Below are 26032 nucleotides of genomic sequence, written 5' to 3' on the forward strand. Positions count from 1 at the left end.
AGGCGCGGGCCGGCGTGGATAGGGTGAGGGTCGCCCGATCTGCGAGGAGTACGCGTGGAAGCGACCGAGATCCGCAAGCTCGCCGCGCTCGAGGACACCCACTGGTGGTACCGCGAGCGCCGCGCGCTGCTGGGGCGGGCACTGCGCCGGCTCGCCGCCTCGGGGCAGCGCCCCGGTCGGGCGTTGGACGTCGGCGCGGCCGGCGGCGGCAACACCCGGGTGCTGCGGGCGTACGGCTGGCGACCGGTGGCGCTGGAGTTCAGCGTGGACGGCGCGGAGGTGGCCCGGGAACGTGGGCTGGACGTGATCCGGGCGGACGCCCGGCACCTGCCGGTCGCCTCGGCCGGTCTGGACCTGGTGGTCGCCTTCGACATCCTCGAACACGTCGACGCCGACCACCTCGCCGCCGCCGAGATCCGCCGGACGCTGCGGCCGGGCGGCACCGCGCTGATCGCCGTACCCTGCGACATGCGGCTCTGGTCGGCGCACGACGTGGCGGTCGGGCACGTCCGCCGCTACGACCGGGAGTCGCTGCGGGCGACGGTGGAGAAGGCCGGGCTGGTGGTCGACGAGTTGTGGAGCTGGAACGTGCTGCTCCGGCCGGTCGCCGCGTGGCGGCGGCGCACCTCCACCGGCAGCGACCTGGGCGACCTGCCCGCCGTGGTCAACCTCGGACTGCGGGCGGTGGTCACCGCCGAACGGTACCTGCCGGTGAAGGGGCTGCCCGGGGTGTCGCTGATGCTGCGCGCCCACCGCCCGGCCGACGGTTGAGGACTTGAGTCTCCACCGGCTGGAGGCTGCACGCTGTGTCCGTGGACGACCGTACCGAGCTGTTCACCATCGGACAGCTCTCCGATCGCACCGGCCTGACCGTACGCACCATCCGGTTCTGGTCGGATGAGGGGCTGCTGCCGCCGACCACCCGGTCCGGTGGCGGCTACCGCCTCTACGACGCCGAGGCCGTGGCCCGGTTGGAACTGCTGCGGACCCTGCGTGACCTCGGCGTCGGTCTGGACGACGTCCGGCGGATCCTGGACCGGCAGACCGGTGTCACGGACGTGGCACGGGCACACGTCCGGGCGCTGGACGTCGAGATCCGGACGCTACGTCTGCGCCGGGCCGTGCTGCGGTCGGTCGTCCGTCGCGGAAGCACAACCGAGGAGTTGAGACTCATGCACGACCTGGCCCGCCTCTCCGCCCGGGAGCGGCAGCAGATCATCGACGACTTCGTGACCGAGGTGTTCGCCGGCATCGACCCGGACTCCTCCGCCGGCGGCATCGGCGCGGCGATGCGGGGGGCGATCCCGGCCGACCTGCCCGACGACCCCACCGACGAGGAGGTGGACGCCTGGGTGGAGCTGGCCGAACTGGTGGGCGATCCGACGTTCCGCCAGCGGACCCGGGAGATGGCGGTGGCCGGGGCGGCCGGGGAGGGCACCCCGGCGGAGCCGATGCCGGACGTCACCCCGGCCCGGGACGCCCTCGCCGCCGGCATCGCCCCGGACTCCCCCGCCGCCCGGGAGATCGTCGACCGCATCGTCGACCCGGGACTCTCCGCCGGGCAGCGGGCCGCGTTGGCCGACCGGATGTCCACCTTCACCGACCGGCGGGTGGAGCGGTACTGGCAGCTGGTCGGGGTGCTGCACCGACGGCCGCCGTTCCCGCCGGCGGTGCCGGCGGTGGAGTGGCTGATCCAGGCGCTGCGCGCCGCCAGCTGACCGGAAGCGGGACGCGCCGGGTCGCGCCGCGCCGTGCCGCGCCGGGGCACCCTGATCGACTCCGTTTCGGCGAGGTGGGGCCGTCCAGAACCCTGGAGGCCACCGTTTCGGCGAAACGGAGTCGATCAGAACCGGCTCAGCGGGACGCGGGCACCGCCTCGCGGGCGAGGATCACCGCGCCGTGCAGGGCGGCGTCGTCGGCGAACCGGGAGAGCACCACCTCCGGCCGGTACGGCAGCACCGCGCCGAGCCGCTCGGTCAGCAGACCCCGGATCAGGTCGCTGCCGGACACCCCGCCGACCAGCACCACCCGCTGCGGGTCGAGCAGCAGGCAGCAGGTGGCCAGGTGACGGGCGAACTCGTCGACCCGGGCGGTGAGCGCCTCCCGGGCCGGGCCGGGACGCGCGGCGGCGGCGGCCAGCCCGGCCGCGCCGCCCGGCACCCCCTGCTCGTCGGCGAGCCGGTCCAGCGCCCGGCCGGAGAAGTTGAGTTCCAGCATGCTGCCCGGCCAGGGGCCACCGGCCACGGCGTACCCGATCTCGCCGGCCGCGCCCCGGTGGCCGGCGACCACCCGGCCGCCCACGGTGACCGCCGCCGCGACGCCGGTGCCGATGCCGACCACCAGCCCGGGATCGACGTCGCGCAGCGCGCCGAGGCGCAGTTCGGCCAGGGCGGCGGCGTTCAGGTCGTTGTCGACCGCCACCGCCGGCACGCCGAACCGGTCGCGGACGGCGTCGGCCAGCCGCAGCCGGTCCCAGCCGGGCACGTTCGGGGCCAGGTCGATACCGTCGGGCCGGATCACGCCGGGCGAGGCCACGCCGGCCGCCGCGACCGGGCCGCCGACCTGCGCCACCAGTTTCGCGGCCAGCGCCAGCGCCCGGTCCAGGGCCTGTGGGGCACCCTGCTCGGCGTGGGTGGGAACGCGCTCGCGGACCAGGAGCCGGCCCTGCCCGTCGGCCACCCCGACGGCCATCTTGGTGCCGCCGAAGTCGATGCCGAGCAGCACCGCCCGGTCACCGGCCACCGGCGCGGGCTGGGCCGCTCGACCGGACAATCCAACACTCACCGGTCACACCCTCCGGTCGACAGGACGGGACGCGCGCTCACCGCGCCGCTCGCTCGGCGGCGACGGCGGCATCCAGCCCCGCTCGCTCGGCGGCGACGGCGTCCAGCACCGCGTCGGCCCGGGCCAGCCGGTCACGGACCGCGTCGAGCCGGCCGGCGACCCCGTCGAAGGCGACGCGGAGCGTCGCCACCTGGGCCCGTACGGCCTGCGTGCCGGGCCCGTCGACCTGGGCGCGGTCGAGGACCTGCGCGGGACGGACGGCGGCGGCGATCAGATCCTCGACCGCGGCGTCGTCGAGCCCGTCGGCGATCCCCTCGGCCGCCGCGCGGACCCCGTCGACGGTCCAGGTGCCCGGAGCGCCGCCCCGGACCAGCCGGCCGACCACCGAGTGGGCGGCCCGGAACGGCACCCCGTGCCGGGTCAGCGCGTCGGCCGCGGCGGTGGTGGTGGCCCCGGAGGCGACGATCTCCTCCGCCGACGGTGGCTCCAACGGCTCGATCTCGGCGAGGAAGCCGCCGAGCAGGGCGAAGAACCGGTCGGTGCGGTCGTTGCTCTCCCAGAGGCGCACCTGCACGTCCGTGGTGGCGTTGTTGGAGTCCTCCCACCAGGCTGCGCCGACGTTGTTGAGCACGCTGGCGGCGTCGGCGGCGGTCGCCCCGGCCATCGAGACCAGGTGTTCCAGCACCACCGGGTTGCGCTTCTGCGGCATGATGCTGCTGCCCTGGGTGAAGTCGCCGGGGGTGGTCACCCAACGCCAGCTCAGCCAGTCCATCAGGGTGCGGGCCAGCCGGGCGCCGGTGGCGAGGGCCTGCGCGTTGAGCGTGCCCACCCGGACCAGGTGGTCGGCACCGGCCACCGCCTCGTACGAGTTGGTGACCAGGCCGCCGAAACCGAGCAGCTCGGCCACCCGGGCGGGGGCGATGTCCAGGTCGGTGCCGGCGAACGCGCAGGATCCCAGCGGCGAGGTGTTGAGCGCGTCGATCAGGTCGACGTACGCGACGGCCTCACCGGCGAGCGCCTCGGCGTAGCCGGCGAGGGCGTGCCCGATGGTGGTGGGCTGGGCGGGCCGGCGGTGGGTGTAGCCGGTGATCACCACGTCGGCGTACCGGTGCGCGGCGTCCAGGGTGGTCGCGGCGGTGGCGAGCACCCGTTCGAGGACGCCGACGAGCTGGTCGCGCAGGAGCATCCGGAACACCCCGGCGTCCAGGTCGTTGCGGCTGCGGGCCATCTGCACGTCCAGTTCGGACGCGGGGATGCCGCACGCCTCGGCGAGCCGCTTCTCCAGCAGGTAGTAGGTGTCCTCGAAGGTGCCGTCGAACTCCGGCGCGGGCGTGTCGTCGGCGCGCAGTTCGGCGAGGCCGCGCAGCAGCCGGGCGCCCCGGTCGGCGGGGACGAGTCCCTGCTCGGTCAGCATCACCACGTGCGCCTGGCTGGCCCGCACCATCGCCGGGAACAGGTACCCGACGTGGTGGTCGTACGTGGGCCGCAGGTGGTGCCGCTGGTAGGTGGTCAGCGGGGGTGTGCTCATGACGGGTGTCCACTTCCTTCCAGGCCGGGTGCGTCGCTCGCCGCGCCCGACGTCAGCCGGTCAGTCGCCGAGGCCGAGCAGCCGCTCGGCGTTCCCGGCGAAGATGGCGCGCAGGTGATCCTCGGGCATGCCCAGCTCCCGGCAGATTCGCAGCTGGTCGTCGAGGTAGCGGGTGACGTAGCCCCGGGGGAACCACGACGAGTCGCTGCCGAACACGATCCGGTGCGGGCCGATGGTCTCGTAACAGCGGCGGAAGAGGTCCTCCAGGGTCAGCTTGTACGGCATCCAACGCACCCACTGGTTGGAGCCGGAGGTGTCGACGTGGATGTTCGGGCAGCCCCACGCGGCGAAGAAGAGGTCCTGCACGTGCTGGACGCCGAAGTGCGGCACCACCACGGCCAGCTCCGGGAAGCGGCGGGCCATCCGGGCCAGCTCGTCCGGGCCGCCGTACCGGCCGTGGGAGAGGCCACCGGCGCTGCCGTAGTGCCCGATGTGGACGAGCACCGGCACGCCGAGCCGTTGGGCGGTGCCCCAGAGCGGGTCGAGGGCCTCGTCGTCGAGGGGGCCGCGCAGCAGCGGGGCGAAGAGCTTCAGCCCGCGCAGGCCGCGTTCGACCACCGCGCGTTCCAGCTCGGCGGCGGCCCCAGGACCGTACGGGTCGTGGTGGGCGAGACCGAGCAGCAGGTCGGGATGCCGGTCGACCACGTCGGCGAGGGTGTCGTTGCCACCGCCGGTGACGAAGACCGCCCGCCGGACGTTCACCGCCCGCAGCTCGTCGGCCCACCGGTCCGCCTCGTCCTGCCAGCGCTCGGCCGGTGGCTCCGGGTCGGGGAAGCCCCAGGCCTGTCGCCACTGCGTCGCGTACGGGGCGGAGCCGGCGGCCCGGACGGCCCGCTCGTGCTCCCCGCCCGGGTGCATGCCGGCGGCGTGCTCGCAGCACCGGATCGTCTCGTCCGCGCCGATCCGGAAGTGCAGGTGGAAGTCGACGACGTCGAGTCCCCGGTCGACGGTCACGAGTTCTCCCCCGAGGAGGGGGCCGGCCGGGGCAGCGGGTCGGCGGTGGGGGCGGCCGGGGGTTCGGCGGCCACCCAGGCGGCGACCAGCTCGCGCAGCCGCCCGCCGGCCAGTTCCCGGACCCGTCGCCCGATCGTCTCGTCGGCCAGCGAGATGTGCCCGGACCAGCCCTGCCACGGGTCGGGTCGGGACTCGACCAGCACGTACGGGTGCGGCACCGGCAGCTTGGGCTTCGGCGGCAGGTCGTCGACCGCGTCGAGGCGGACCGCGTCCGGGTCGAAGCCGAGCACGCCCGAGGTCTCGTACGCCCCGCCGTGCCCGCGCGCCGGCAGTGGGCCGTACAGCGCGGCGGTCTCCTCCGGGGTGACCAACTGGAACCAGTTGACCAGCATCAGGCTGGCGGTGCGCCGCCCGGAGACCCACTCCATCGCGGCCCGGACGGTCGACATGTTGGCGTCGTGCCCGTTGACGATCAGCAGCCGGGGAAAGCCGGCCGCCACGATCCCCTCGATCACGTCGGCGAGGTAGCCGACGGCGATCTCCGGGCGGATCGCCACGGTGCCCGGCCAGGGGCGGGTCTGCCCGGGGCAGGCCGCGTACGGCACGGCCGGGAAGAGTACCCCGCGCGGACCGGGCCCCTGGGCGCCGTTCCCGCCGGCCGACGCGTCGTCGCCCGTCGCGTTGGCGCCGGCCGGCACGCCCACCGTGCCCTCGCCGGCCGGGGCGTCCACCGCGCTCTCCCGGGCGAAGCCCTCGGCGAGGATCAGGTCGGTGCCGAGTGGCAGGTGCGGGCCGTGCCACTCGACCGCGCCGACCGGCAGCACCGCGAAGTCGGCCGCGGCGGCGACCGCCGCCAGTTCCCCGCCGGGGATCCGGGTGGCGGGGATCAGCCCGCCCCCGCCCGGCCAGGCCGTCAGGCCGTCCACTTCGCCGCCTCCCGGCTGGACCGCCGGCCGCCCTCCAGGCGGCCGGAGAGCACCATCACCACGAAGATCAGCACGACCTGGAGCATGCCGTACGCGGCGGCGGTGCCGACCTCGAACGAGTACATCCGGTTGTTGATCTCCACCGAGATCGGCGCGGTGTCCGAGGTGTAGATCAGCACCGAGGCGACGAACTCGCCGACCCCGTGCACGAAGGCGAGCAGCGCGCCGGCCAGCACGCCGGGGAGCATCAGCCGCAGCGTCACCGACCCGAACGCCCGCCACCAGGACGCGCCCAGGTTCCGGGCGGCCTCCTCCAGCGACGGGTCGATCTGGGCCAGGGACGCCGAGCTGGACCGGAACACCAGCGGCAGGAACCGGACGAAGTACGCCAGCGGCATGATCCAGAAGGTGCCGATCAGCACCTGCCCGAAGCTGAACGCGTTGCCGGTGCTGAACGCCGAGATCAGGTTGATCGCGACCACCGTGCCGGGCAGCGCCCAGGCCAGCATGACCGCCACGTCCAGCAGGCCCCGGCCCCGGAAGTCCAGCCGGCGCACCGCGTAGGCGATGAGCACACCGACCACGATGCAGCCGATGGTCGCGAGCAGGCTCATCTGGAGCGAGTTCAGGATCGGCTGGAACGCGTCCGGGTCGGAGAAGATCGTGACGAAGTTCTGCCAGGTGTAGGCGGCCGGGATCACCTCGGTGGTCCAGGTGCCGTCCTCGGAGAAGGCCACCAGGGCGATGGTCGCCACCGGCGCGAGCAGCACGGCGGTGGCCAGCAGCGACGCGGCCAGCGCCGCCCAGCGCCCGAACGGGTTGGTGATCTCCCGCCGGTGGCTGGCCACGCCCTTGGACTGGGAGCGGTAGCTGCGCCGCCCCTCGTACCAGCGCATGCCGAGCAGGAACAGCACCGAGACCACGCCGAGCACCGAGGCGTACGTGGAGGCCATCGGCAGGTCGCCGTTGGTGCGGTTGATGTAGATCTGCATGGTCATCGTGCGGTCCACGCCGAACAGCAGCGGGGCGGTGTACGACGCCAGCGAGGTCATGAAGACCAGCAGCGAGGCGGAGACCAGCGCCGGGGTGAGCATCGGCAGCAGCACGGTGCGCCAGACCCGGACCCGACCGGCCCCCAGGTTGTACGCCGCCTCCTCCACCGACGGGTCCATCCCGGTCAGCGCGGCCGAGGTGGCCAGGTAGAAGTACGGGTACATGGTGAAGGTGTGCACCACCAGCACCCCGGCGATGCCGCTGAACGGCAGCACCGGGTTCTCGGTGCCGAGGAGCTGCTGGAGGCCGCGCGGCAGGATGCCGGTCTCGCTGTAGAGCAGCTGGAACGAGATCGCCCCGATCAGCGGCGGCAGGGCCGCCGGCACCAGGACGATCGCCTCGATCAGCCCGCGTCCGGGGAACTGGAAGCGCTTCAGCAGGAACGCCATCGCCACGCCGACGATGCCGCAGAGCAGCACGCTGGCCGCGGAGATGAGCAGCGAGGTGAGCAGGGCGGACCGGGCCACCCCCTCGCCGCTGAGGAAGGCGGTGTAGTTCGCCACCCCGTTCACGCCGACGCTCTCGGCGAAGGTGGCGAACATCGGCTGGACGACGTACCCGAAGAGGATCAGCGCCAGCGGGAAGACCAGCACGTACGGGAACCAACGCGAGCCGGCGCCGCCGCCGAAGCGGTCGGCGAGCCGGCGGCGCGGACGCGGCGGCGTCGGGTCCTCGGTGACCGGCGGGACGGTGGCCGCACTCGGGGTGGCGGGGATGGTGCTCACGGACGGACCACCCACATCCGCTCCCGGTTGGGCCGCAGGCCGACCTGGTCGCCGACGGCGACGCCGGCCGGCACGTCCACGGCGGCCACCTGGATCGACTCGCCGGCCACGTCGACGACCAGGTTGGTGGCCATGCCGGTGAACTCCACCTCGGTGATCCGGCCGGGCAGCGCGCCCGGGTCGGTGGTGGCGGTCAGGGCGATGTGCTCGGGCCGGACCGAGACCAGGGCGTTCTCCCCGGCCTTGCGGCCGTGCCCGGCGGGCGCGCCGACGGCGACCTCGCCGCCACCGGGCAGCCGGACGGTGACGCTCCGCTCGGCCGCGTCGACCACCGGCAGGTCGAGGACGTTGCTCCGGCCGATGAAGCGGGCCACGAAGGCGTTGGCCGGCTGGTGGTAGATCTCCTGCGGCGCGCCGATCTGCTGCACCCGGCCGGACTGCATGACCGCGATCCGGTCCGACATGGCCATCGCCTCGGACTGGTCGTGGGTGACGTAGATCGCCGTGGTGCCGGCCTCCTGCTGGATCCGACGGATCTCGGTGCGGGTCTCCTCGCGCAGCTTGGCGTCGAGGTTCGACAGCGGCTCGTCGAGCAGCAGGGTACGCGGCCGGATCACCAGGGCCCGGGCCAGCGCGACCCGCTGCTGCTGGCCGCCGGAGAGCTCGTCGATGCGCCGCTCGCCGTAGCCGCCGAGGTGCACCTCGCCCAAGGCCTCCTCGACCCGCCGCCGCGCCTCGGCCCGGTTCACCTTGCGGATCTTGAGCCCGTAGGCGACGTTCTGCGCCACGCTCATGTGCGGGAAGAGCGCGTAGTTCTGGAAGACCATGCCGGTGTCGCGCTTGTTCGGCGGCCGGCGGGTGACGTCCTCGGTGCCGAAGCGGATCCGCCCGGAGGTGGGGAAGTAGAACCCGGCCACCATGCGCAGGGTGGTGGTCTTGCCGCAGCCGCTCGGGCCGAGCAGGGTGAAGAACTCCCCGGCGGCGATGGTGATGTCGACGTCGTCCACGGCCGCGGTGTCGCCACCGCGCGCGAAGCGCTTGCTCACCGACTCCAGCGTGACATCGATCATGAGGCCCTCTCCTTCGTGCGGTACGCCACCTGGTCGGACGCACCACTGACGGGCGGGTACGCCGGACCGGGTCGGCCCCGGTCCGGCGTCCGCGCGGTCAGCCCTTGTTCTTGATCTGGCTGTTCCAGTGGTTGATCCACTCGGTCTCGTTCTTGCCGATCACGTCCCAGTCGACGTCGAGCGGCTTGAGGTCGAGGTTGGCCAGCCACTCCGGCTGCTCGGCGATCTCCACCGCCGGGATCTGGAAGTACTCCTTGGCCAGCTCACCGCGGAGCTTGTCGTCGAAGAGGAACTCGAGGAACTTCTGCGCGCCCTCGGTGTTGCCGCCCTTGACCGCGGCGAGGCCGTCGACCAGCACCGGGGCACCGGAGGCCGGCATCACGTACCCGAAGGGCATGTTCGACTGGTTGGCCTGGAGCAGGACGTCCTGGAGGTTCCAGGCGCTGAGCGTGCCCTGCTGCCGGGAGAGCTTCAGGTACAGGTCGGCCGGGTTGGCGGCGTACGCGCCGGTGTTGGCGTCGAGCTTCTTGAGCCAGTCGTAGCCGGGCTGCGGGTTGCTGCCGTCGGGCGACTGCCGCACGATCATCGCGGAGTAGATCGACCGCATGGTGCCGGAGGCGGCCACGTCCCGGATGATGATCTTGTCTTTCCACTCCGGCTTGAGCAGGTCGTCCCAGTCCTTCGGGGCCTGCTCCGGGGTGAGCGCCTTGTTGTTGTACATGATGACCTCGGGCAGCAGGATCTCCCCGAACCAGCGGCCCTCGGCGTCCTTGTACTTGGCGTCCATCTTGCCGGCGAAGCTCGGCTGCATCGGGGCGAGCAGGTCCTCGGTCGCGCCCGCAGAGAGACCCTGCTGGGTGCCACCCCACCAGACGTCGGCCTGCGGGTTGGCCTTCTCCGCCCGGACCCGCTCCAGGATCTCCTGCGCGCCCAGGTTGAGGATCTCGACCTTGCCCTGGTACTCCGGGTACTTGGCGGTGAACTGCTCCACCACGTAGTCGGAGACCTTCTTGTCCCGGGCCGTGTAGATGGTCAGCTTCTCGACGGTCGTGCCGCTGGCCGCGTCGTCACCGCCACCGCCGCCACCGCACGCGGTGCCGGCGGCGAGCACGGTGGCGAGCGCCCCGGCGAGGAGAAGGCGACGTCTCATGGGGTACCTCCGAAGGGGGTGATGGGGAACTACGTGGTCAGGGTGTGGGAAGCAGGTGGGGCAGGCCGGCGGCGGCTGCGGAGAGCGCGTAGCTGACCGCGCCGTGCAGCACCGCCCGGTCACCGAGGACCGCCCGGCGGACCTCGGTCGGGCTGGGCACCGCGGCGGCGACCAGCCCCTGGAGTCGGTCGACGGCCGCGTCGTCGAGTTGGGCGGCGGCCCCGCTGAGCAACACCCGGCCCGGGTCGACGACGCAGACGCAGGAGACGATCAGCCGGGACCAGGCGGTGAGCACCTCGTCCAGGTAGGCGGCGGCCCGCTCGTCGGCACCGGCCAGCTCGACCAGGGCGGCGACCGGGGCGTCCGGCCGACGACCGGGGGCCAGGGCGACCATCCGTTCGGCGATGGCGTTCTCCGACCAGCGGGCCTCGAAGGGGCCGATGCCGTCGTGCCCCTGGTCGGTCGGGTCCAGCGGCAGGAAACCGACCTCGCCGGCCGCGCCGCCGGAGCCCCGGCGGACCTGACCGTCGAGCACCAGGCCGGCGCCGATGCCGTCGGCGACGTGCAGCAGCAGCAGGTCGGCCACGTCGCTGCCGGCCCCGCAGGCGTGCTCGCCGGCCGCCATCAGGTTGACGTCGTTGTCCACCACCACCGGCACGCCGAGCCGCTGCTGCACCGACTCCCCTATCGGGAGCCCCTCGACCAGGCCGACCGAGGGGGCGAGCCGGACCGCCCCGCCGGAGGAGACCCCCGGCGCGGCGATGGCCACCCCGCGCAGCGCGGGCAGGCCGTCGCCGGCCAACTCGGGCACCGACCGGCAGACGGTGTCGACGATGTCACCGGTGAGCCGGACCGTGCGGTGGGCGACAACGGTACCGTCGCTGTCGGCGATTTCGCAGCTCAGGCGGGACGGCTCCAGCGAGACCGCGGCCACCAGCTCGGCGCGGGGGTTGAACTCCAGCATCGCCCGGGGGCGGCCGGTCCGGGACGTCCCGGGCCCACGCTCGATGAGGTAACCCTCGGCGATCAGTTCGCGGACCAGCGGGGTGAGCGTGGCCGGACTCAGCCCGGTGAGCTCGGTCAGCTCGGCGCGGGAGAGCACCCGCACCTGGCGGGCGGTGGAGATCACGGAAAGCCGCTTGATCTCCTTCGCCCGCTCCCGGCTCACCGGGCTCGTCGGTGGCGTCACCACGTCAGTCACACTTCCTTCCTACGGCGAACGAATTAACGAGTCAAGTCACGAAACCATCTCGGGAACCCGAGAAGAACCTTGACTAGCTGGCAAAACGTGCCACCGCCGAAGCCGCTGACCGAGCGCGACCGCGCCGAATGCGCCGGGTGATCATGGCCTCTGCACGGTGACTTTATTTCTTCCACAAACAAAGAAAGACCTTGCAAAGGATTGACGCGCCGGTGCACCGGTCCCTAGCGTCACCGGCGAAGGCCTTCCAGTGTGTACGGATGCCCGTACCGCTGCGTACCCCGGTGCCCGGTGCCCTGCCGCGCCTCGCGCCGGCCGTCCCCCATCAGCCGTCCGAACGCGACCGGAGCGTCGACGCCGCCGTGCGCCCGACGCCGCCGGACGCTGCCCGGACACCGCGCTCAGCGGAAGGATCTGCATGCGATTCAAGGCGTTCCTGCTACCCACCGCGCTCGCCCTGGCCCTGTCCGGGGCACCCGCCGCCTTCGCCGCCCCCGCCGACACCGCCGGCGGCAAGCCGTCCGACGCGGTCGACCTGGACGTGCTCTTCGTCAGCGCCCACCCCGACGACGAGGCCAGCAGCCTCGCCACCCTCGGCCAGTGGAAGGAGAAGCACGGCGTCCGCTCGGGCGTCATCACCATCACCCGTGGCGAGGGCGGCGGCAACGCCGTCGGCCTGGAGGAGGGCCCGCCGCTGGGCATCATCCGGGAAGGCGAGGAGCGCACCGCCATCGGCCGCGCCGGGGTGGAGAACCTCTACAACCTGGACCGGGTCGACTTCTGGTACACCGCCTCCGCGCCCCTGTCCGAGCAGATCTGGGGCCACGACGACACCCTCGCCCAGATCGTCCGGGTGATCCGGACGACCCGGCCCGAGATCGTCATGACGATGAACCCGTCGCCGACCCCGGGCAACCACGGCAACCACCAGCAGGCGGCCCGCTTCGCCGCCGAGGCGTTCCACGCCGCCGCCGACCCGAAGGCCTTCCCCGAGCAGATCAGCAAGGAGGGGCTCAAGCCCTTCCGGGCGGCGAAGTTCCTGCGCACCGGCGGCACCGGCACCTCCTCGGCCGGTCCGGCCTGCGCCACCAGCTTCCGGCCGACCGTCCCCACCGACCAGGTCTTCGGCGTCTGGGAGGGCACCCGGAGCGAGTCCGGTAAGACCTGGGGCGAGATCGAGGTGGACGCCCGCCGTGACTACGTCACCCAGGGCTGGGCGAACAGCGCCGCCGCCCCGACCGACCCGGCACAGGTGCGCTGCGACTTCTACACCCTGGTCGACAGCCGGGTGCCGTACGACCCGGCGGACACCTCCCCCGAGGCGATCCTGCGCGGCTCGGTGCTGCCCGCCGCCCAGGGCGCCCTCCCCGAGGACACCGAGTTCTACCTGACCGCCGACCGGTTCGACCTCACCCCCGGTCAGACCGTCGAGGTCACCGCCCACGTGCGGACCGCGAAGCGGGCCCTGACCAAGCCGACGGTCTCCCTGCGGCTGCCCGACGGCTGGACCGCCAAGGGCTCCGGCGCGCTGCGCGGCGCGGTCGCGCCGGGCAAGGAGCGGACCGCCACCTTCACCGTCACCGTCCCGGCCGACGCCGCCACCAACCAGCAGTCGCTGCTCGGCGCCACCCTCGCCACCGGCCAGGGCACCGGCCGCACCGACCGGGCCGTCCGGGTCGTCGCCGACGTCCGGGGCACCCTGGAGCCGCTGCCCGAGGTCGGCATCTTCCGCGACTGGGCCGGCGCGGAGGGCTACCCGCAGCTCGACACCCTGATCAAGCCGGTGCTCACCCTCGGTTCCGGCAAGAGCCGCGAGGTCCGCGTCGACCTGCGCAACCACGGCTCGACCGCGCAGAGCGGCAGCGTCACCCTCGGCCTGCCGGCCGGCTTCACCGCCGACTCGGCGACGAAGAACTACACCAGCCTGGCCGCCGGGGCGACCGGCTCGGTCACCTTCACCGTGACCAACAGCGACCCGTCGCTGCCGACCGCCAACGAGGGCGGCGTCAACGGCGACTACGCAGTCACCATCACCACCACCAGCCAGTCCGGCACCAACGTGGAGGCCGGCGCGCTGGAGATCGTGCCGACCAGCGAGGTGCCGCACGCCGGCCACGACCACGCCGTCGACGGCGAGGCCACCCCGGGCGAGTACCCCGGCGAGGAGCTGGACTTCTCCCGGATCTGGGAGGGCCAGGCGGTCACCCCGCAGGACGCCTCGGCCAAGGGCCGGATCGCCTGGACCGAGGACGCCCTCAAGGTGATCGTGCAGGTCACCGACGACGTGCTCGGCAAGAAGGTCGTGCCGCAGGACTGCAAGCGGCAGCGGCGCACCGACAGCGTCGAGATCATCGTCGATCCGAAGGGCAACTCCTCGGACACCTCCACGGTGTTCAAGGCGGGCATCTTCCCGATCACCGACGACCCGGCCAACGGCAACCCGCCGTGCTGGCAGCGCGACGCCGACAACCGGCAGGGTCCGGGCGCCCAGACCGCGCCGGGGATGACCGTGGTCAGCAAGGTCAGCGAGCCCTACACCGGCTACACCATCGAGGCGAGCATCCCGTTCTCGGTGCTGCCGGACGCCGTCGACCCGCAGCGGATGGGCTTCAACGTGCTGGTCTACGACTCGGACACCCAGGACCTCAGCTCGCAGTCCCGGCTCGGCTGGTCCACCTTCACCGGGGTCCGGGCCGACCCGTACCGGTACGGCCTGGTGACGCTGCCCGGCTACACCCCGGCCGACCGGGAGCCGAGCAAGCCGATCTTCCCGGACACCGCCGCCCGGAGCGTGCACAGCCCGCAGACCATCGCGCAGTCCGCGGTGGACGGGGTGGCCCCGGCCGCCGTGGCGAAGCTCCCCGAGCGGGCGCTGCGTCTGAGCGACCAGCGGGTCACCGGGGACGGGGTGCGGGTCACCCTGCGCGCCGACCGGACCGGCACGGCCTACCTGTACACCTGGGACGGGGACAAGGCGCTCGGCGAGAAGACGGTCGAGCTGACCGCCGGCCGCTCGGTGACCGTCACGGTCCCGGTCGCGGGCGGACCGGCCGGCTCGCTGCTGGCCGCCTTCGAGTCCGGCGACGCCGCCCGGGCGTACCAGGTCAGCGTCCGCTGACCCGAGGCGACCCATTTCACCACCGGCTGAGGTGGTAGGAGGGGTCCCCTGCTCATCGTTTCTGATGAGCAGGGGACCCCTCCTCACGCTTTCTGACGAGCAGGTGCGGGTCAGCGGAGGCGGTAGACGCTCATCCGGTCGTTGCGGAAGCGCTCGTCGGCCAGATCGGCCAGGGCCGGCGGCTCCGGGGTGACCGCGCGGTCCAGCACCAGCCAGCGGACGCCGTACCGGTCACGCAGGGCGGTCAGCCCGGCGGCGGTGGGCGCGGTGAACGCCGCGTCGTTGGCCGCCAGCCGTTCCGGATCCCAGAACGGGGCGTACGCGCCACCGGGTCGGCCGACCATCCGGGGCGCGAAGGACCAGCCCTCCACCAGCACCGCGCGCTCGGCGTACCCGCTGAGCCAGAACGAACGGGCGTCGCACCAGCCGTCGGTCACCACCCGACAGTGCACGTTGGTGGCGAGCACGTCGTCCGGATCGCTGTGCCGGTGCACCCACCGGGCAGCCTCCACCCGGGACGCCGGCATCGGCACCACCGCGTACGCCCCACCGTTGGGGAAGCGCCGGGCGGCGGCGGCGTCCAGCACCAGCCCCGGGGCGCCGGCCACCAGGACACCGGTCAGCAGCACCGCCGCGCCCCGTCCGGCGAGCGCCGGCCAGCCGCCCACCAGCGCCGGCCAGAGCAGCCCCAGCACGGTCGCCACCACGGCCAGCGCGACCGCCCAGCGCAGCAGCGGCAGCACCGGCCCGTACGCCGTACCGGCCTCGACGGTCGCCGGGTGGCGCAGCTGGACCACGGTGCACAGCAGCGCCAGAACGGCCGCCCCGGCGGCGAGCGCCACCCGCGCGCGCCGCGACAGCGCGGCCCGGTCCAGCACCTCGGCGTACCCCCAGGCGGAGAGGATCACCCCGAAGGCGAACCCGGCCCGGACGAAGTACTGGTTGCTGCTGCCCGGGTGACCGACCAGGAGATAGATCGCCGGCCCGGCGAGGGCGCCGCCGAGCAGGAGGAGCTGCACCGGCTCCAGCCGCCCCCGACGCACCCCGACCAGGGCCAGCACCCCGGCCAGCCGGAGCTGGAGGTTGAGCAGGAACGCCACCGTGACGGCGACCCAGAACAGCGCGGTGACCGAGCCGGACGACGGCACGTACGGTCGCAGGCCGGAGAACAGGTCGACGGTGACCCCGTGGCTGACGAAGCGGAACAGCACGGCGGTGGCGAAGAACTGCGCGGCGAGGGTCAGCCCGATCGCGCCGAGCAGCGGGCGGGGCACCCGGCGGCGCGTCACCAGCAGCACCAGGGCGGTGAAACCGAGCGCGCCGAGCGCGACCGGCACCGAGCTGGCCTTGGCTCCGGTGGAGGCGGCCAGGAACAGCGCGGCGAGCACCCACGCGCCCCGGCCCAGCGGCGGCACGGCGCTGCCCCGCGCCCGGCCGACGACGTCGGCGAGCGCGGCGACCAGCGGCAGCAGCAACACCCAGGAGTACGTCATCGACGGGCTGCCCCAGACGATGAAGGTGGCCTGGGTGCCGAACAGCTGGCGGACGCCGTTCTCGTAGCCGAACTCGCCGACCGTGAACATCAGCGCCGCCGCGCCGACTCCCACGTACGCCCGGCCGCTGACCCGCCAGCCGACCACCGCGACCAGCACGGCGGCCAGCGCGCAGAGCGCCGGCACGGCCAGCCGGAAGAAGACCGTGGGCAGGTCCACGCCGCTGACCAGGCTGGCCGCCGCCAGGTGGGCGAAACCGAACCAGTGGTAGTGCAGCGGCTCCCCGGCCACCTGCGGCACCTCGGGCGGCATCTGGTGGGTGGCCGCCCCGGCCAGCGAGAGCTGGAACGCCAGGTCGATGTACTGGGCCTGGCCCTCGCTGGTGGGCAGCACCGGGTTGCGGCGCAGGAACGACTCGGCGAGGTACCAGGTGAAGCCGGCGACGACGGCGGTCAGCGACCACGCCCAGCCGGCCGGGACGGGAACGTACCCGGTGACCCGCCAGTGCCGGCGCAGCCGGGGCACCGCCACGAACGGCGCCACCACCGCCAGCGGCCAGAGCCAGAGCAGGCGTGGCACGCCCAGGCCGGTGAACACCGCCCAACCGGCCAGTTCCAGCACCAGCCCGACGGCCGCGCCGACCGCCAGGTCCTCGACCAGGGTGTGCGGACGGGCCCGGAGCGCCCGGTAGACCAGCGTGCCGGGGAGCAGCACGCCGAACAGCGCGTACCCGGTGAACCGGGCCAGGTCGACGGCGGGCGTGCCGGTGGCCAGCAGGACGGCCGCGACGAGGGCGTACCCGACCAGTGGCGGGGCGACGCGGAGCGCGACCGGACGGCAGGTCGGCGCGACGTCCGGTGGCGTTCCGGTGGCGAGCGCGGTCACCGCAGGCTGTCGGCCAGGGCCGTCGGACCGCCGACCTCCCGGGACGCGGCCGTGGGCCCGTCGGCGTCCCGGTCGGTCGCGGTGTCGGTGGCCACGACGTACGCCGGGCGGCCCTGCACCACCGTGTAGATCCGGCCGACGTACTCGCCGAGCAGGCCGAGGCAGAGCAGTTGCACCGCGCCGAGGAAGAGGATCGCCACGTAGAGGGAGGGCCAGCCGTCCACCGTGGCCCCGACCGACCAGGCGACGACGGTGAAGACCACCAGCAGGCCGCAGACCACCACCCCGGCCAGTCCGAGCCAGGTGGCGAAGCGCAGCGGCGCGGCGGAGAAGCTGGTGACGCTCTGCGCGGCCAGCCCGGCCATCCGGGACAGCGGGTACTTGGTCCGCCCGGCGGCCCGCCGGTGGCGGTGGTAGGTGACCTCCCCGCTGGGGAAGCCGAGCCAGGGCACCACCAGCCGGAGCACCGGGGCCGGCTCGGGCAGTTCCCGCAGCGTCTCGACGACCGCCCGGCTGAGCAGCCGGAAGTCGCCGGCCTGCGCGGGGACCTGCTTGCCGACCAGGCGACGCATCAGCCGGTAGTAGCCGGCGGCGGTCCACCGCTTGAACGGGCTGTCGGTGCTCCGGTCGGCCCGGACGCCGTAGACCACGTCGAGGTCGTCGGCACGGGCGGCGTGGAGCATCTCGACGATCGTCTCGGGTGGGTCCTGGAGGTCGGCGTCGATGCTGACCACGTACCGGCCCCGGGCCCGGAGCACCCCGGCGACCAGGGCGGCCTGGTGTCCGCTGTTGCGCCGCAGCCGCAGCACCCGCAGCTGCGGCCAGCCGGCCCGCAGCCCGCCCAGCACGGTGGCGGTGCCGTCGTCGCTGCCGTCGTCGACCGCCACCACCTCGTACGTCTCGCCGAGGTCGTCGAGGACGGCGCGGAGGCGGCTCGCCAGCGCCGGCAGCACGCTCTCCTCGTTGTACATCGGCACCACCACGGAGAGGACGGGCTCCGGTCGCGTCACCGCACTCGCCCCCGTCCACCTGCTCCGCCGGTGCTCCGGGCGAACGCTACCAGCCGGAACAGGGTCGCCGGGCCGGGTGCGCGCAGTTCCCACCCTGCCGACCGGCACGCCGGTCAGCGGGGGCAGGTCGGGGCGTCCAGGCCGGTCACCGGCACCGGGGTACGCCCGGTCGGGCGGGCCTTGCCGGCCAGGACGGCGGCCAGCCCGGCCATCGACGCGCGGCTCGACGACCAGGTGGCCAGCAGCGTCGGCGAGGTCGCCTTCGCCAGCACGTACGGGGTGTCCATGGCGACCGTCACGTCGGCGCCGGCGCGCAGGTCGGCGGTGCCGTCGCCGTAGCCGACCAGGTGCACCACGGTGCCGCCGCTGGGCACGACCCGCACCCCGGCGGCGGTCAGGGCCTCGGTCAGCGCGGCGCGGGTCCGCTCCCGCCCGCCGGAGGCGGTGACCGTGACCGGCCCGGTGACCTTCGCGGCGGCGCACGAGCCGCGCAGCACGGTCACCGCGGCGGCGGCCAGGTCCTTCGCCGCCCGGTCGTGGACGTCGTCGGCCAGCGTGGACATGTCCGGGGTGGGCCGGTCGGCCAGCCGGAACTTCAGGGTCAGCACCCGGGTGACCGCCTCGACCAGCCGGGTACGGGGCAGCGAGCCGTCCCGCAGCGCGGCGAGCAGCCCGTCGTAGGCCTGGGTCACGTTCGGCGGCATGAGGATCAGGTCGTTGCCGGCGTTGAGCGCCCGCACCGCCGCCTCGCCCGGCGGGTAGCGCTTCGCCGGGGCCATGTTCATGCCGTCGGTGATCACCACGCCCTGGAATCCGAGCTGGCCCCGGAGCACGTCGGTGAGGAGCTTGCGGGAGAAGGTGCCCGGGGTGCCGGGGTCGACGGCCCGGACGTCGAGGTGGGCGGACATGACCGCCCAGGCGCCCGCGTCGAAGCCGGCGGTGAACGGGGGCAACGCCCCGGTGTCGAGGACCTTGCGGGACTGGGTGAGCACCGGCAGCTCGGCGTGCGAGTCGGCGGAGCTGTGCCCGTGGCCGGGGAAGTGCTTGAGGGTGGCGGCCACGCCCGCGCCCTGTAGTCCCCGGACCGCGCCGCCGACCTGGGCGGCGACCCGCTTCGGGTCGGCGCCGAAGGAGCGGGAGCCGATCACCGTGCTGCGGGTGGCGAGCACGTCGGCGACCGGGGCGAAGTCGAGGTTGATCCCCATGGCGGCGAGTTCGGTGCCGGCGGCCCGCCAGGCGGCCTCGGTGAGCGCCGGGTCGTCGGCCGCCCCGGCGGCGAGCGCGCTGGGCAGCTGGGTCACCCCGTCGGTGATCCGGGTGACCACGCCGTACTCCTGGTCGGTGCCGATCAGGAAGGGGGCCGTGCCGGCGGGGAGCTTGCCGGCGGCGGCGCGCAGTCCGGTGGTGAGCCCGTGCACCTGCTTCGGGTTGTCGACGTTGGTGGTCTCCTGGTTGCCCGAGGTCGGGTCGTCGGCGGAGAAGCCGACCAGGATCAGCCCGCCGAGCCGGTACTTCGCGATCATCTCGGCCGGCGTGGCGACCCCGGCCAGCGCCTTGTTGCCCTGCGCCGACCCGGCCGAGACGTCGGTGGCCGAGCTGCCGTAGGCGTACGGCATGAGCACCTGTCCGACCAGGTCCTCGTCGCCGAGCGTGGCCACCAGCGCGGCGGCCCGGGCGGCCGGGTCGCCGACCGGCGCCGGAGCGGCCGACGGGGTCGTGGTCGCCGCGTCCGAGGGCGTCGGGGCGGGACGCTCCGACGAGCCCGTGCACCCGGCGGCGGTCAGGACGGCCAGCAGGACGGACACGACGCCGACGCGTCGGAGGAGACTCGGCACGCGCCCCATCCCATCAAACTCCCTCCGCACCCACCAAATCCGCCCCACTCCCCCCGTACCTACCCCACCGACGCCTGCGTCGGGACGGGGAGTCCGCGCGGGTCACCGGGCCGGGGGACGATCCCGGCCCGGAAACGGAGATGGTGTGCGAACGGGGCTCGCGACTCCGGACGTCAGCCGACCCGGGTGAGCAGGGTCACCGGCGCGCCGTCACCGGCGTAGCGGTACGGCTCCAGCTCGGCGTCCCACGCGCTGCCGAGGGCCTTGTCCAGGGCGTGGGCGAGCGCCTCCGGCCCCCGGGCGGCGGCCATGATGCTGCGCAGCCGGTCCTCGCCGAGCTGGATGTCCCCGGCCGCGCCGACCGTGGCCCGGAACAGTCCCCGTCCGGGGACGTACATGAAACGTTCGCCGTCGGCCCCGGGGCTGGGCTCCTCGGTCACCTCGTAACGGATCATGGGCCACTGCCGGAGGGCAGCGGCCAGTTCGGCGCCCGTACCGGGACGGCCGGTCCACCCGCACTCGGCCCGGCGGGCGCCGGGGTCGACGGGTTGGGCCGTCCACTGGAGATTGACCGGCGCGGCGAGGACGCGCGCGATCGCCCACTCGACGTGTGGGCACACGGCGAGCGGGGTCGAGTGGACGTATACGACGCCACGCGTAGGCACGGTGGACCTCCCGGAGAGCGAGGTGCGTCTTCCCCTACGACCTCGATCACCAAGTGGTACCAGGACACACATGATGACTGGTGTGGCGGATGGTGCGCCAGGGAATCGGAAAATTCGCCACCGGAATAGCGGGGCGCGTGCTCGCCGTTGCGCTCTGCGACGGCGGGACACCGTTCCCGTCGACCGCACGGGCGGCGGCGACCCGGTCGTCCCACCCACCCGGTGACGGCGACGACGCCGTCGCGCAACAGCCCACGACCAGCCGGTCGGCGGGGCACACCGGCCGAGCCGGATGGCGCGGTCGTGTACAGTTCACTCGGCGGTCTGTGCCGCCGTGCATCACCTCGTGGCTTCGTCGCCGCAGGTGACCGCGGGCTCGCCTCCTCCCCGGGGGTCGTCCGCACCGCCCCCGGACGTTCCGTCCTCCCGTACGTCTTGCAAGGAGTACCTCCGTGGCGAGCAACACCTCTAAGACCGCGCGCGCGTCAGTCCGGGCCGGCCAGGCTGGCCAGGGTGGCGCCCTCAGCGTGCTGGGCGAGTTCAAGTACCTCATCCCGCTCAACGGCGGCAAGCACGCCTACGTGCGGAACCTGACCAACGGCAAGACCGCGCACCTGCGTACCGACTCCGAGGCCTTCGTCGAGGAGATCCGGGTGCTGGCCGCCGCCGGCCACGCCGCCAAGATCCGGGCGGAGATCAACAACCTGAACACCACCCACCCGGGTGACGGCTGGGACGCCACCGAGAAGCGCCTGGTCGAGGCCGGCGTCTTCGAGGCCTGAGCCGCCCCGCACGCGACACCCCGAGCCGCCCGCCGGAAGATCCGGCGGGCGGCTCTGTCGTGAGCGGCATTCGCATCGGTAGATTTCCCTCGGGGCGCGAACCCGGGGCGGCGATTCTTTCCGTCGGACGATTCGCGTGGTGCCATGGCGGGTAGCCGTTGGTTACCGCCGGGTACCCCCGTCGGTCCGGGCGCAGGGGAGGTGGCGATGCCGGAGGGGTTCGAGGTGCGGCTGCCGGACGGCGTCCGGCTGCACGGGGAGACCACCGGCCCGGCCGACGCCGAGGTCACCGTGGTCCTGGTGCACGGCTGGACGCTGGACGGGCGCAGCTGGCACCGGCAGCTCGCCGGCATCGGCGAGCAGCTCGGCGACCGGGTGCGGCTGGTCACCTACGACGCCCGGGGGCACGGCCGGTCGAGCTGCATGGCGCTGCGCACGGCGACCCTGGCGCAGCTCGGTGACGACCTGGTGGCCGTGCTGGACGAGGTCGCGCCGACCGGGCCGGTGGTGCTGGTCGGGCACTCCATGGGCGGGATGACCGTCATGGAGTACGCCCACCGCCACCGGGCCCACTTCGCCGCCCGTACCGCCGGCCTGGTCTTCGTGGCCACCACCGCCGAGGGGCACACCCACACCGCGTACGGTCTCTCGCCCCGGATCGCCCGCCTGATCCGGCTGGCCGAGACCACCGGGGCCGGGGTGCTGGCCCGGTGCGGCTCGTGGCGGCCACCGCGCGCCCTGCTGCGCGCCCTGCGACCGTCCCTGCGCTGGTTGCTCTTCGGCGACCGGTGCGACCCGACGGACATCCGGCTGGTCACCTCGGCGGTGGCCCACGCCTCGCTCCGCTCGATCGGCGGTTTCCGGGCCTCGATCGGGACGCAGCACCGCCTGGACACCCTCGCCGAGCTGGGCGACGTGCCGGCGGCGGCGCTGGTCGGCGACCGGGACCGGCTCACCCCGCCGCCGTGCGCGGAGTCCATCGCGCAGGTGCTGCCGACCACCGAGCTGACCGTCTGCCCCGGTGCCGGCCACATGCTGATGATGGAACGCCCGGAGGAGGTCACCACGGCGATCGTGACCGTGCTCCGGCAGGCGCTTGCCACGCCCGACGCCACTTCTTCCAAAAGGTTACAACGGGACTAATCACGTCGGGATCGGGATGGCCCGACCGTCGGTCGAGCTGCTGCCCGTACCCTCGGCCGGGTCAGATTGGCGCGGGTCCGCGCCGCCCGCCGCCAGCACAGGAGCCCGTGCGTGACCGACCAGAGCACCCTCGAGCAGGAGATCGCCGCCGAGCAGCGGCATCTCGACCGGGTGTACGCCCGGCTGGCCGAGCTGCGGCGGTCGGCCGCCCGGGCCGAACGCGAGGGTTACCGGCTCGCCAAGGTGGGCAACTTCGGCGCGCTGGTCGAGCGGGACGCGATGGTCTTCCACGCCGCCCAGCGGCGGCACCTGCTCGACGCCGAGCACGAGGGGCTGGTCTTCGGCCGGCTCGACCTGCGGGACCGCTCGGTGCTGCACGTGGGGCGGCTCGGGGTGCGCGGCGAGGACGCCGAGACCCTGGTGGTGGACTGGCGGGCCCCGGCCGCGGCGGCGTTCTACCAGGCCACCCCGGCGCAGCCGCTGGGTGTGGTCCGCCGCCGCACCATCGGCTCCGCCGCCGAGCGGGTCACCCGGATCGAGGACGACCTGCTCGACCCGGCCTCGGCCCCGCCGGAGATGCCGGTCGTCGGCGACGGCGCGCTGCTGGCCACCCTCTCCCGGGCCACCGGGCGCGGCATGCGGGACATCGTCGCCACCATCCAGCGGGAGCAGGACGAGGCGATCCGCTCCCCCGGCTCGGGCGTGACGGTCGTCTCCGGCGGACCGGGCACCGGCAAGACGGCGGTGGCCCTGCACCGCGCGGCGTACCTGCTCTACTCCGACCGCAGCCGGTACGCCGGCGGCGGCATCCTGGTGGTCGGCCCGTCGACGGTCTTCGTCGAGTACATCGCCTCGGTGCTGCCCTCCCTCGGCGAGGAGACCGCCACCCTGCACTCCCTCGGCTCCCTCTTCCCGGGCATGTCCGCCACCCGCACCGACCCGCCGGAGGTGGCGGCGGTCAAGGGCTCGCTGCGGATGCGCCGCGTACTGGAACGCGCGGCCCGGGACGCCGTCCCGGACGGCCCGGAGGAACTGCGCCTGCTCTACCGGGGGCAGTTGCTCCAGCTGGCCCGTCCCGAGCTGGACGCGATCCGTACCCGGGCGCTGCCCCGGGGCGCCCGCCGCAACGAGGTGCGCCGGGCCGGCTTCGACGGGATCTTCGCCGCGCTCTGGGCGCAGGCCCGCCGGATCGGCGTACCCGGCCTGCCCGAGCAGCGGGCCTTCGAGGACGAACTGGCCGACCGGACGGAGTTCCGCGAGTTCCTCAAGGCGTGGTGGCCGCGCCTGCACCCGCGCCACGTGCTCGGCTGGTTGGCCCGGCCGGAGCGGCTGCGGTCGTACGCCGGGGGGATCCTTTCCGGCGCGGAGATCCGCGCGCTGACGGCGGCCTGGCGGACGCTGGACCGCGACGGGCTGACCATCGCCGACATCGCGCTCCTCGACGAGCTGGACGCGCTGCTCGGCCAACCGATGAAGCCCGCCCGCCGGCGGCGCGACCCGTTCCAGCTCGCCGGCGGGGTCCGGGAGCTGAGCACCTTCGCCGACCGGCAGCGCGCCCAGCGGGCGGCGGCCCGGGAGCGGCCGGTCGACTACCGCGACTACGCGCACGTCGTGGTCGACGAGGCGCAGGACGTGTCGCCGATGCAGTGGCGGATGCTCGGCCGGCGGGGTCGGCTCGCGTCCTGGACGGTGGTCGGCGACCCGGCGCAGACCGCCTGGACCGGCGACCCGGTGGAGCTGACCCGGGCCCGCGACCAGGCGCTCGGCCGGCGTAAGCGGCACGAGTTCACCCTGACCACGAACTACCGCAACTCGGCGGAGATCTTCGCGGTGGCGGCGGCGGAGATCCGTACCGTCCACCCGGACCTGCCGCTGCCGACGGCGGTCCGGTCCACCGGCGTGCACCCGGTGGCGCTGGCCGTGCCGGCGGAGCAGCTCGCGGCGCGGACGGCCGAGGCGGTCGCCGCGCTGCTGGCGGAGGTGGCCGGGACGGTGGGCGTGATCACGCCGGTGCCCCGCCGGGACGAGGTGGCCGGCTGGCTGGCCCACCTGGACTCGCCGCGCCTCCAGGTGGTGACCAGCCTTCAGGCCAAGGGCATGGAGTACGACGGGGTGGCGCTGGTCGCCCCGGGCGAGATCCGCGCCGACCCGGGTTCGGGCGTGCGGACCCTCTACGTGGCGCTCTCCCGGGCCACCCAACGGCTCACCACCATCGATCCGGTCGCCTGACCCGCGCTGCCCCACCCCGGCCGGGCGCCTTCCGACGCGCTTTTCTGGTAGCAGGGGTCCCTTGTTACTCATTAATGAGTAACAAGGGACCCCTGCTACCACCCTGCACCCTGCCACCTCGCCTGCTTGCGTTCCGGGCGCCTTGCGGGCAGTTACTTGCATACATAGCGATGTGAACATACATTGGGTCCGGACCGAACGGGGAACGGAGGGTGGGGGCGTGGGCGCAGGTCATGACCACCACGGCGGGATAGCGCACGCCGCACAGCGGCACACCGGCCGGCTCTGGGCCGCGTTCGGCCTGCTCGCCACCCTGATGGTGGTCGAGGCGGTGACCGCGCTCGGGACCGGGTCGCTGGCCCTGCTCTCCGACGCGGGTCACATGTTCACCGACGTGCTCGGCATCGGCATGGCGCTGGCCGCGATCACCGCCGCGCGGCGGGCCGGCCGGGATCCGCAGCGCACCTTCGGCCTCTACCGACTGGAGGTGCTCGCCGCCCTCGCCAACGCCGTCCTGCTCTCCGGGGTCGCGGTCTACGTGCTGGTCGAGGCGGTGCGCCGGTTCGGGGACCCGCCGGAGGTGACCACCGGACCGATGCTGGTGGTGGCGGTGCTCGGCCTGCTGGCAAACGTGGTCGCCTTCGCGCTGCTGCGCGAGGGCGCGAAGGAGAGCATCAACCTGCGCGGGGCGTACCTGGAGGTGGTGGCCGACCTGCTCGGCTCGGTCGGCGTGATCACCGCCGCGGTGGTCATCGCGCTCACCGACTGGTGGTGGGCCGACCCGCTGGTCGCGGTGGCGATCGGGGTCTTCATCCTGCCGCGCACCTGGCGGCTGGGCCGGGCGGCCGTGCGCATCCTGGTCCAGGCCGCGCCGGAGCACCTCCAGGTCGGCGCGGTACGCGACCGGTTGAGCGCCGTCCCGGGCGTGGTCGAGGTGCACGACCTGCACCTCTGGACGCTCACCTCGGGGATGGAGGTGGCCTCGGCCCACCTGACCACCGACCCGACGGTCGAGGTCGGCAGCGTGCTCGCCGCCGCGCGGACCGCGTTGCACGAGGACTTCCACATCGACCACGCCACACTCCAGGTCGAACCCGGCGAATCGCCGGGCGTCTGCGGCCGGGTCGAGTGGTAATTAGGACAGACTTAAATCTGGAAGTGTATTGTCCCGCTATGCCAGTTATGCCGATGTCATCTCGCGGGAGTGGTGTGGCCAACGCTGCCCCTGGGATACCGGCTTCGGTAGTCTCGGACCCGGTCACCGCCGGGCGGCGCCCTCCGGCGCCTGCGGTGACCGCCGCCTAATCGCCGGTGACGGCGAGCCGGGGAACCATGTTCTTGGGGTGCATCCGCGTGAGCGGTAGGGATCTTCCGTCCCGAACCCGTCAGCTAACCCGGTCGGCGGCTGACGGAAGGACATG

19 protein-coding genes and 1 riboswitch are annotated in these 26032 nt (G+C 73.8%); of the genes, 7 read left to right on the forward strand and 12 right to left on the reverse strand.

What is annotated here, in order from left to right; all coding sequences use genetic code 11:
* The first annotated feature begins 54 nt into the window (after window positions 1-54).
* Both QSK20_RS02935 and QSK20_RS02940 read left to right on the forward strand, forming a co-directional pair.
* Window positions 55-771 (forward strand): class I SAM-dependent methyltransferase, encoded by a 717-nt coding sequence (locus QSK20_RS02935; protein WP_285786965.1) that lies wholly within the window; start codon window positions 55-57, stop codon window positions 769-771.
* Between the two features lie 41 nt (window positions 772-812).
* Window positions 813-1718 (forward strand): helix-turn-helix domain-containing protein, encoded by a 906-nt coding sequence (locus QSK20_RS02940; RefSeq protein ID WP_285786966.1) that lies wholly within the window; start codon window positions 813-815, stop codon window positions 1716-1718.
* A gap of 136 nt (window positions 1719-1854) precedes the next feature.
* On the opposite strand, the gene QSK20_RS02945 is transcribed toward QSK20_RS02940, so the two are convergent.
* The 8 genes from QSK20_RS02945 to QSK20_RS02980 form a co-directional block, all read right to left on the reverse strand.
* Complete coding sequence (locus QSK20_RS02945) at window positions 1855-2784, reverse strand: ROK family protein (RefSeq protein ID WP_285786967.1); 930 nt, start codon at window positions 2782-2784, stop codon at window positions 1855-1857.
* Between the two features lie 37 nt (window positions 2785-2821).
* The gene (locus QSK20_RS02950; protein ID WP_285786968.1) at window positions 2822-4312 is read right to left on the reverse strand and encodes an argininosuccinate lyase; all 1491 of its coding nucleotides are present in this window, start codon (window positions 4310-4312) and stop codon (window positions 2822-2824) included.
* Window positions 4313-4372: 60 nt separating this feature from the next.
* Entirely contained in the window at window positions 4373-5326 is a 954-nt protein-coding gene (locus QSK20_RS02955) for an amidohydrolase family protein (protein WP_285786969.1), read from the reverse strand.
* Window positions 5323-6252 (reverse strand): creatininase family protein, encoded by a 930-nt coding sequence (locus QSK20_RS02960; RefSeq protein WP_285786970.1) that lies wholly within the window; start codon window positions 6250-6252, stop codon window positions 5323-5325. The genes QSK20_RS02955 and QSK20_RS02960 overlap by 4 nt, the downstream gene beginning before the upstream one ends.
* A complete protein-coding gene (locus QSK20_RS02965) occupies window positions 6240-8030 on the reverse strand; it encodes an ABC transporter permease (protein WP_285786971.1) in 1791 nt (596 codons plus the stop codon). The genes QSK20_RS02960 and QSK20_RS02965 overlap by 13 nt, the downstream gene beginning before the upstream one ends.
* Complete coding sequence (locus tag QSK20_RS02970; protein ID WP_285786972.1) at window positions 8027-9100, reverse strand: ABC transporter ATP-binding protein; 1074 nt, start codon at window positions 9098-9100, stop codon at window positions 8027-8029. The genes QSK20_RS02965 and QSK20_RS02970 overlap by 4 nt, the downstream gene beginning before the upstream one ends.
* Before the next feature lie 97 nt (window positions 9101-9197).
* A complete protein-coding gene (locus QSK20_RS02975; protein ID WP_285786973.1) occupies window positions 9198-10250 on the reverse strand; it encodes an extracellular solute-binding protein in 1053 nt (350 codons plus the stop codon).
* A gap of 37 nt (window positions 10251-10287) precedes the next feature.
* A complete protein-coding gene (locus QSK20_RS02980; protein ID WP_285786974.1) occupies window positions 10288-11451 on the reverse strand; it encodes an ROK family protein in 1164 nt (387 codons plus the stop codon).
* 418 nt (window positions 11452-11869) lie between these two features.
* On the opposite strand from QSK20_RS02980, the gene QSK20_RS02985 reads away from it, so the two are divergent.
* Window positions 11870-14569, forward strand: coding sequence for a sugar-binding protein (locus QSK20_RS02985; RefSeq protein ID WP_285786975.1), 2700 nt, complete (start codon window positions 11870-11872; stop codon window positions 14567-14569).
* Window positions 14570-14679: 110 nt separating this feature from the next.
* Here the strand turns inward: QSK20_RS02985 and QSK20_RS02990 are convergent, their stop codons facing one another.
* From QSK20_RS02990 to QSK20_RS03005, 4 genes are all read right to left on the reverse strand, one after another.
* Window positions 14680-16947, reverse strand: a complete 2268-nt coding sequence (locus QSK20_RS02990) for a hypothetical protein (protein ID WP_285786976.1) — start codon at window positions 16945-16947, stop codon at window positions 14680-14682.
* Window positions 16944-17957: a glycosyltransferase family 2 protein gene (locus tag QSK20_RS02995; protein ID WP_285786977.1), complete on the reverse strand. Its 1014-nt coding sequence runs from the start codon at window positions 17955-17957 to the stop codon at window positions 16944-16946. Before QSK20_RS02995 ends, QSK20_RS02990 begins: the two co-directional genes overlap by 4 nt.
* Window positions 17958-18070: 113 nt before the next feature.
* Entirely contained in the window at window positions 18071-19801 is a 1731-nt protein-coding gene (locus QSK20_RS03000; protein WP_285786978.1) for a glycoside hydrolase family 3 protein, read from the reverse strand.
* 164 nt (window positions 19802-19965) lie between these two features.
* Window positions 19966-20457, reverse strand: coding sequence for a DUF3145 domain-containing protein (locus tag QSK20_RS03005; protein WP_088982696.1), 492 nt, complete (start codon window positions 20455-20457; stop codon window positions 19966-19968).
* Between the two features lie 452 nt (window positions 20458-20909).
* On the opposite strand from QSK20_RS03005, the gene QSK20_RS03010 reads away from it, so the two are divergent.
* From QSK20_RS03010 to QSK20_RS03025, 4 genes are all read left to right on the forward strand, one after another.
* Entirely contained in the window at window positions 20910-21239 is a 330-nt protein-coding gene (locus tag QSK20_RS03010) for a hypothetical protein (protein WP_285786979.1), read from the forward strand.
* A gap of 207 nt (window positions 21240-21446) precedes the next feature.
* A complete protein-coding gene (locus QSK20_RS03015) occupies window positions 21447-22382 on the forward strand; it encodes an alpha/beta fold hydrolase (protein ID WP_285786980.1) in 936 nt (311 codons plus the stop codon).
* Between the two features lie 111 nt (window positions 22383-22493).
* Window positions 22494-24611: a HelD family protein gene (locus tag QSK20_RS03020; RefSeq protein WP_285786981.1), complete on the forward strand. Its 2118-nt coding sequence runs from the start codon at window positions 22494-22496 to the stop codon at window positions 24609-24611.
* A gap of 220 nt (window positions 24612-24831) precedes the next feature.
* Window positions 24832-25746, forward strand: a complete 915-nt coding sequence (locus tag QSK20_RS03025; protein ID WP_285786982.1) for a cation diffusion facilitator family transporter — start codon at window positions 24832-24834, stop codon at window positions 25744-25746.
* Window positions 25747-25899: 153 nt separating this feature from the next.
* A riboswitch (cyclic di-AMP (ydaO/yuaA leader) is annotated at window positions 25900-26031 on the forward strand.
* Window position 26032 lies beyond the last annotated feature (1 nt).

Origin of the sequence: Micromonospora sp. NBRC 101691, assembly GCF_030269285.1 — a bacterium.
Taxonomy (GTDB): Bacteria; Actinomycetota; Actinomycetes; order Mycobacteriales; family Micromonosporaceae; genus Micromonospora; species Micromonospora echinospora.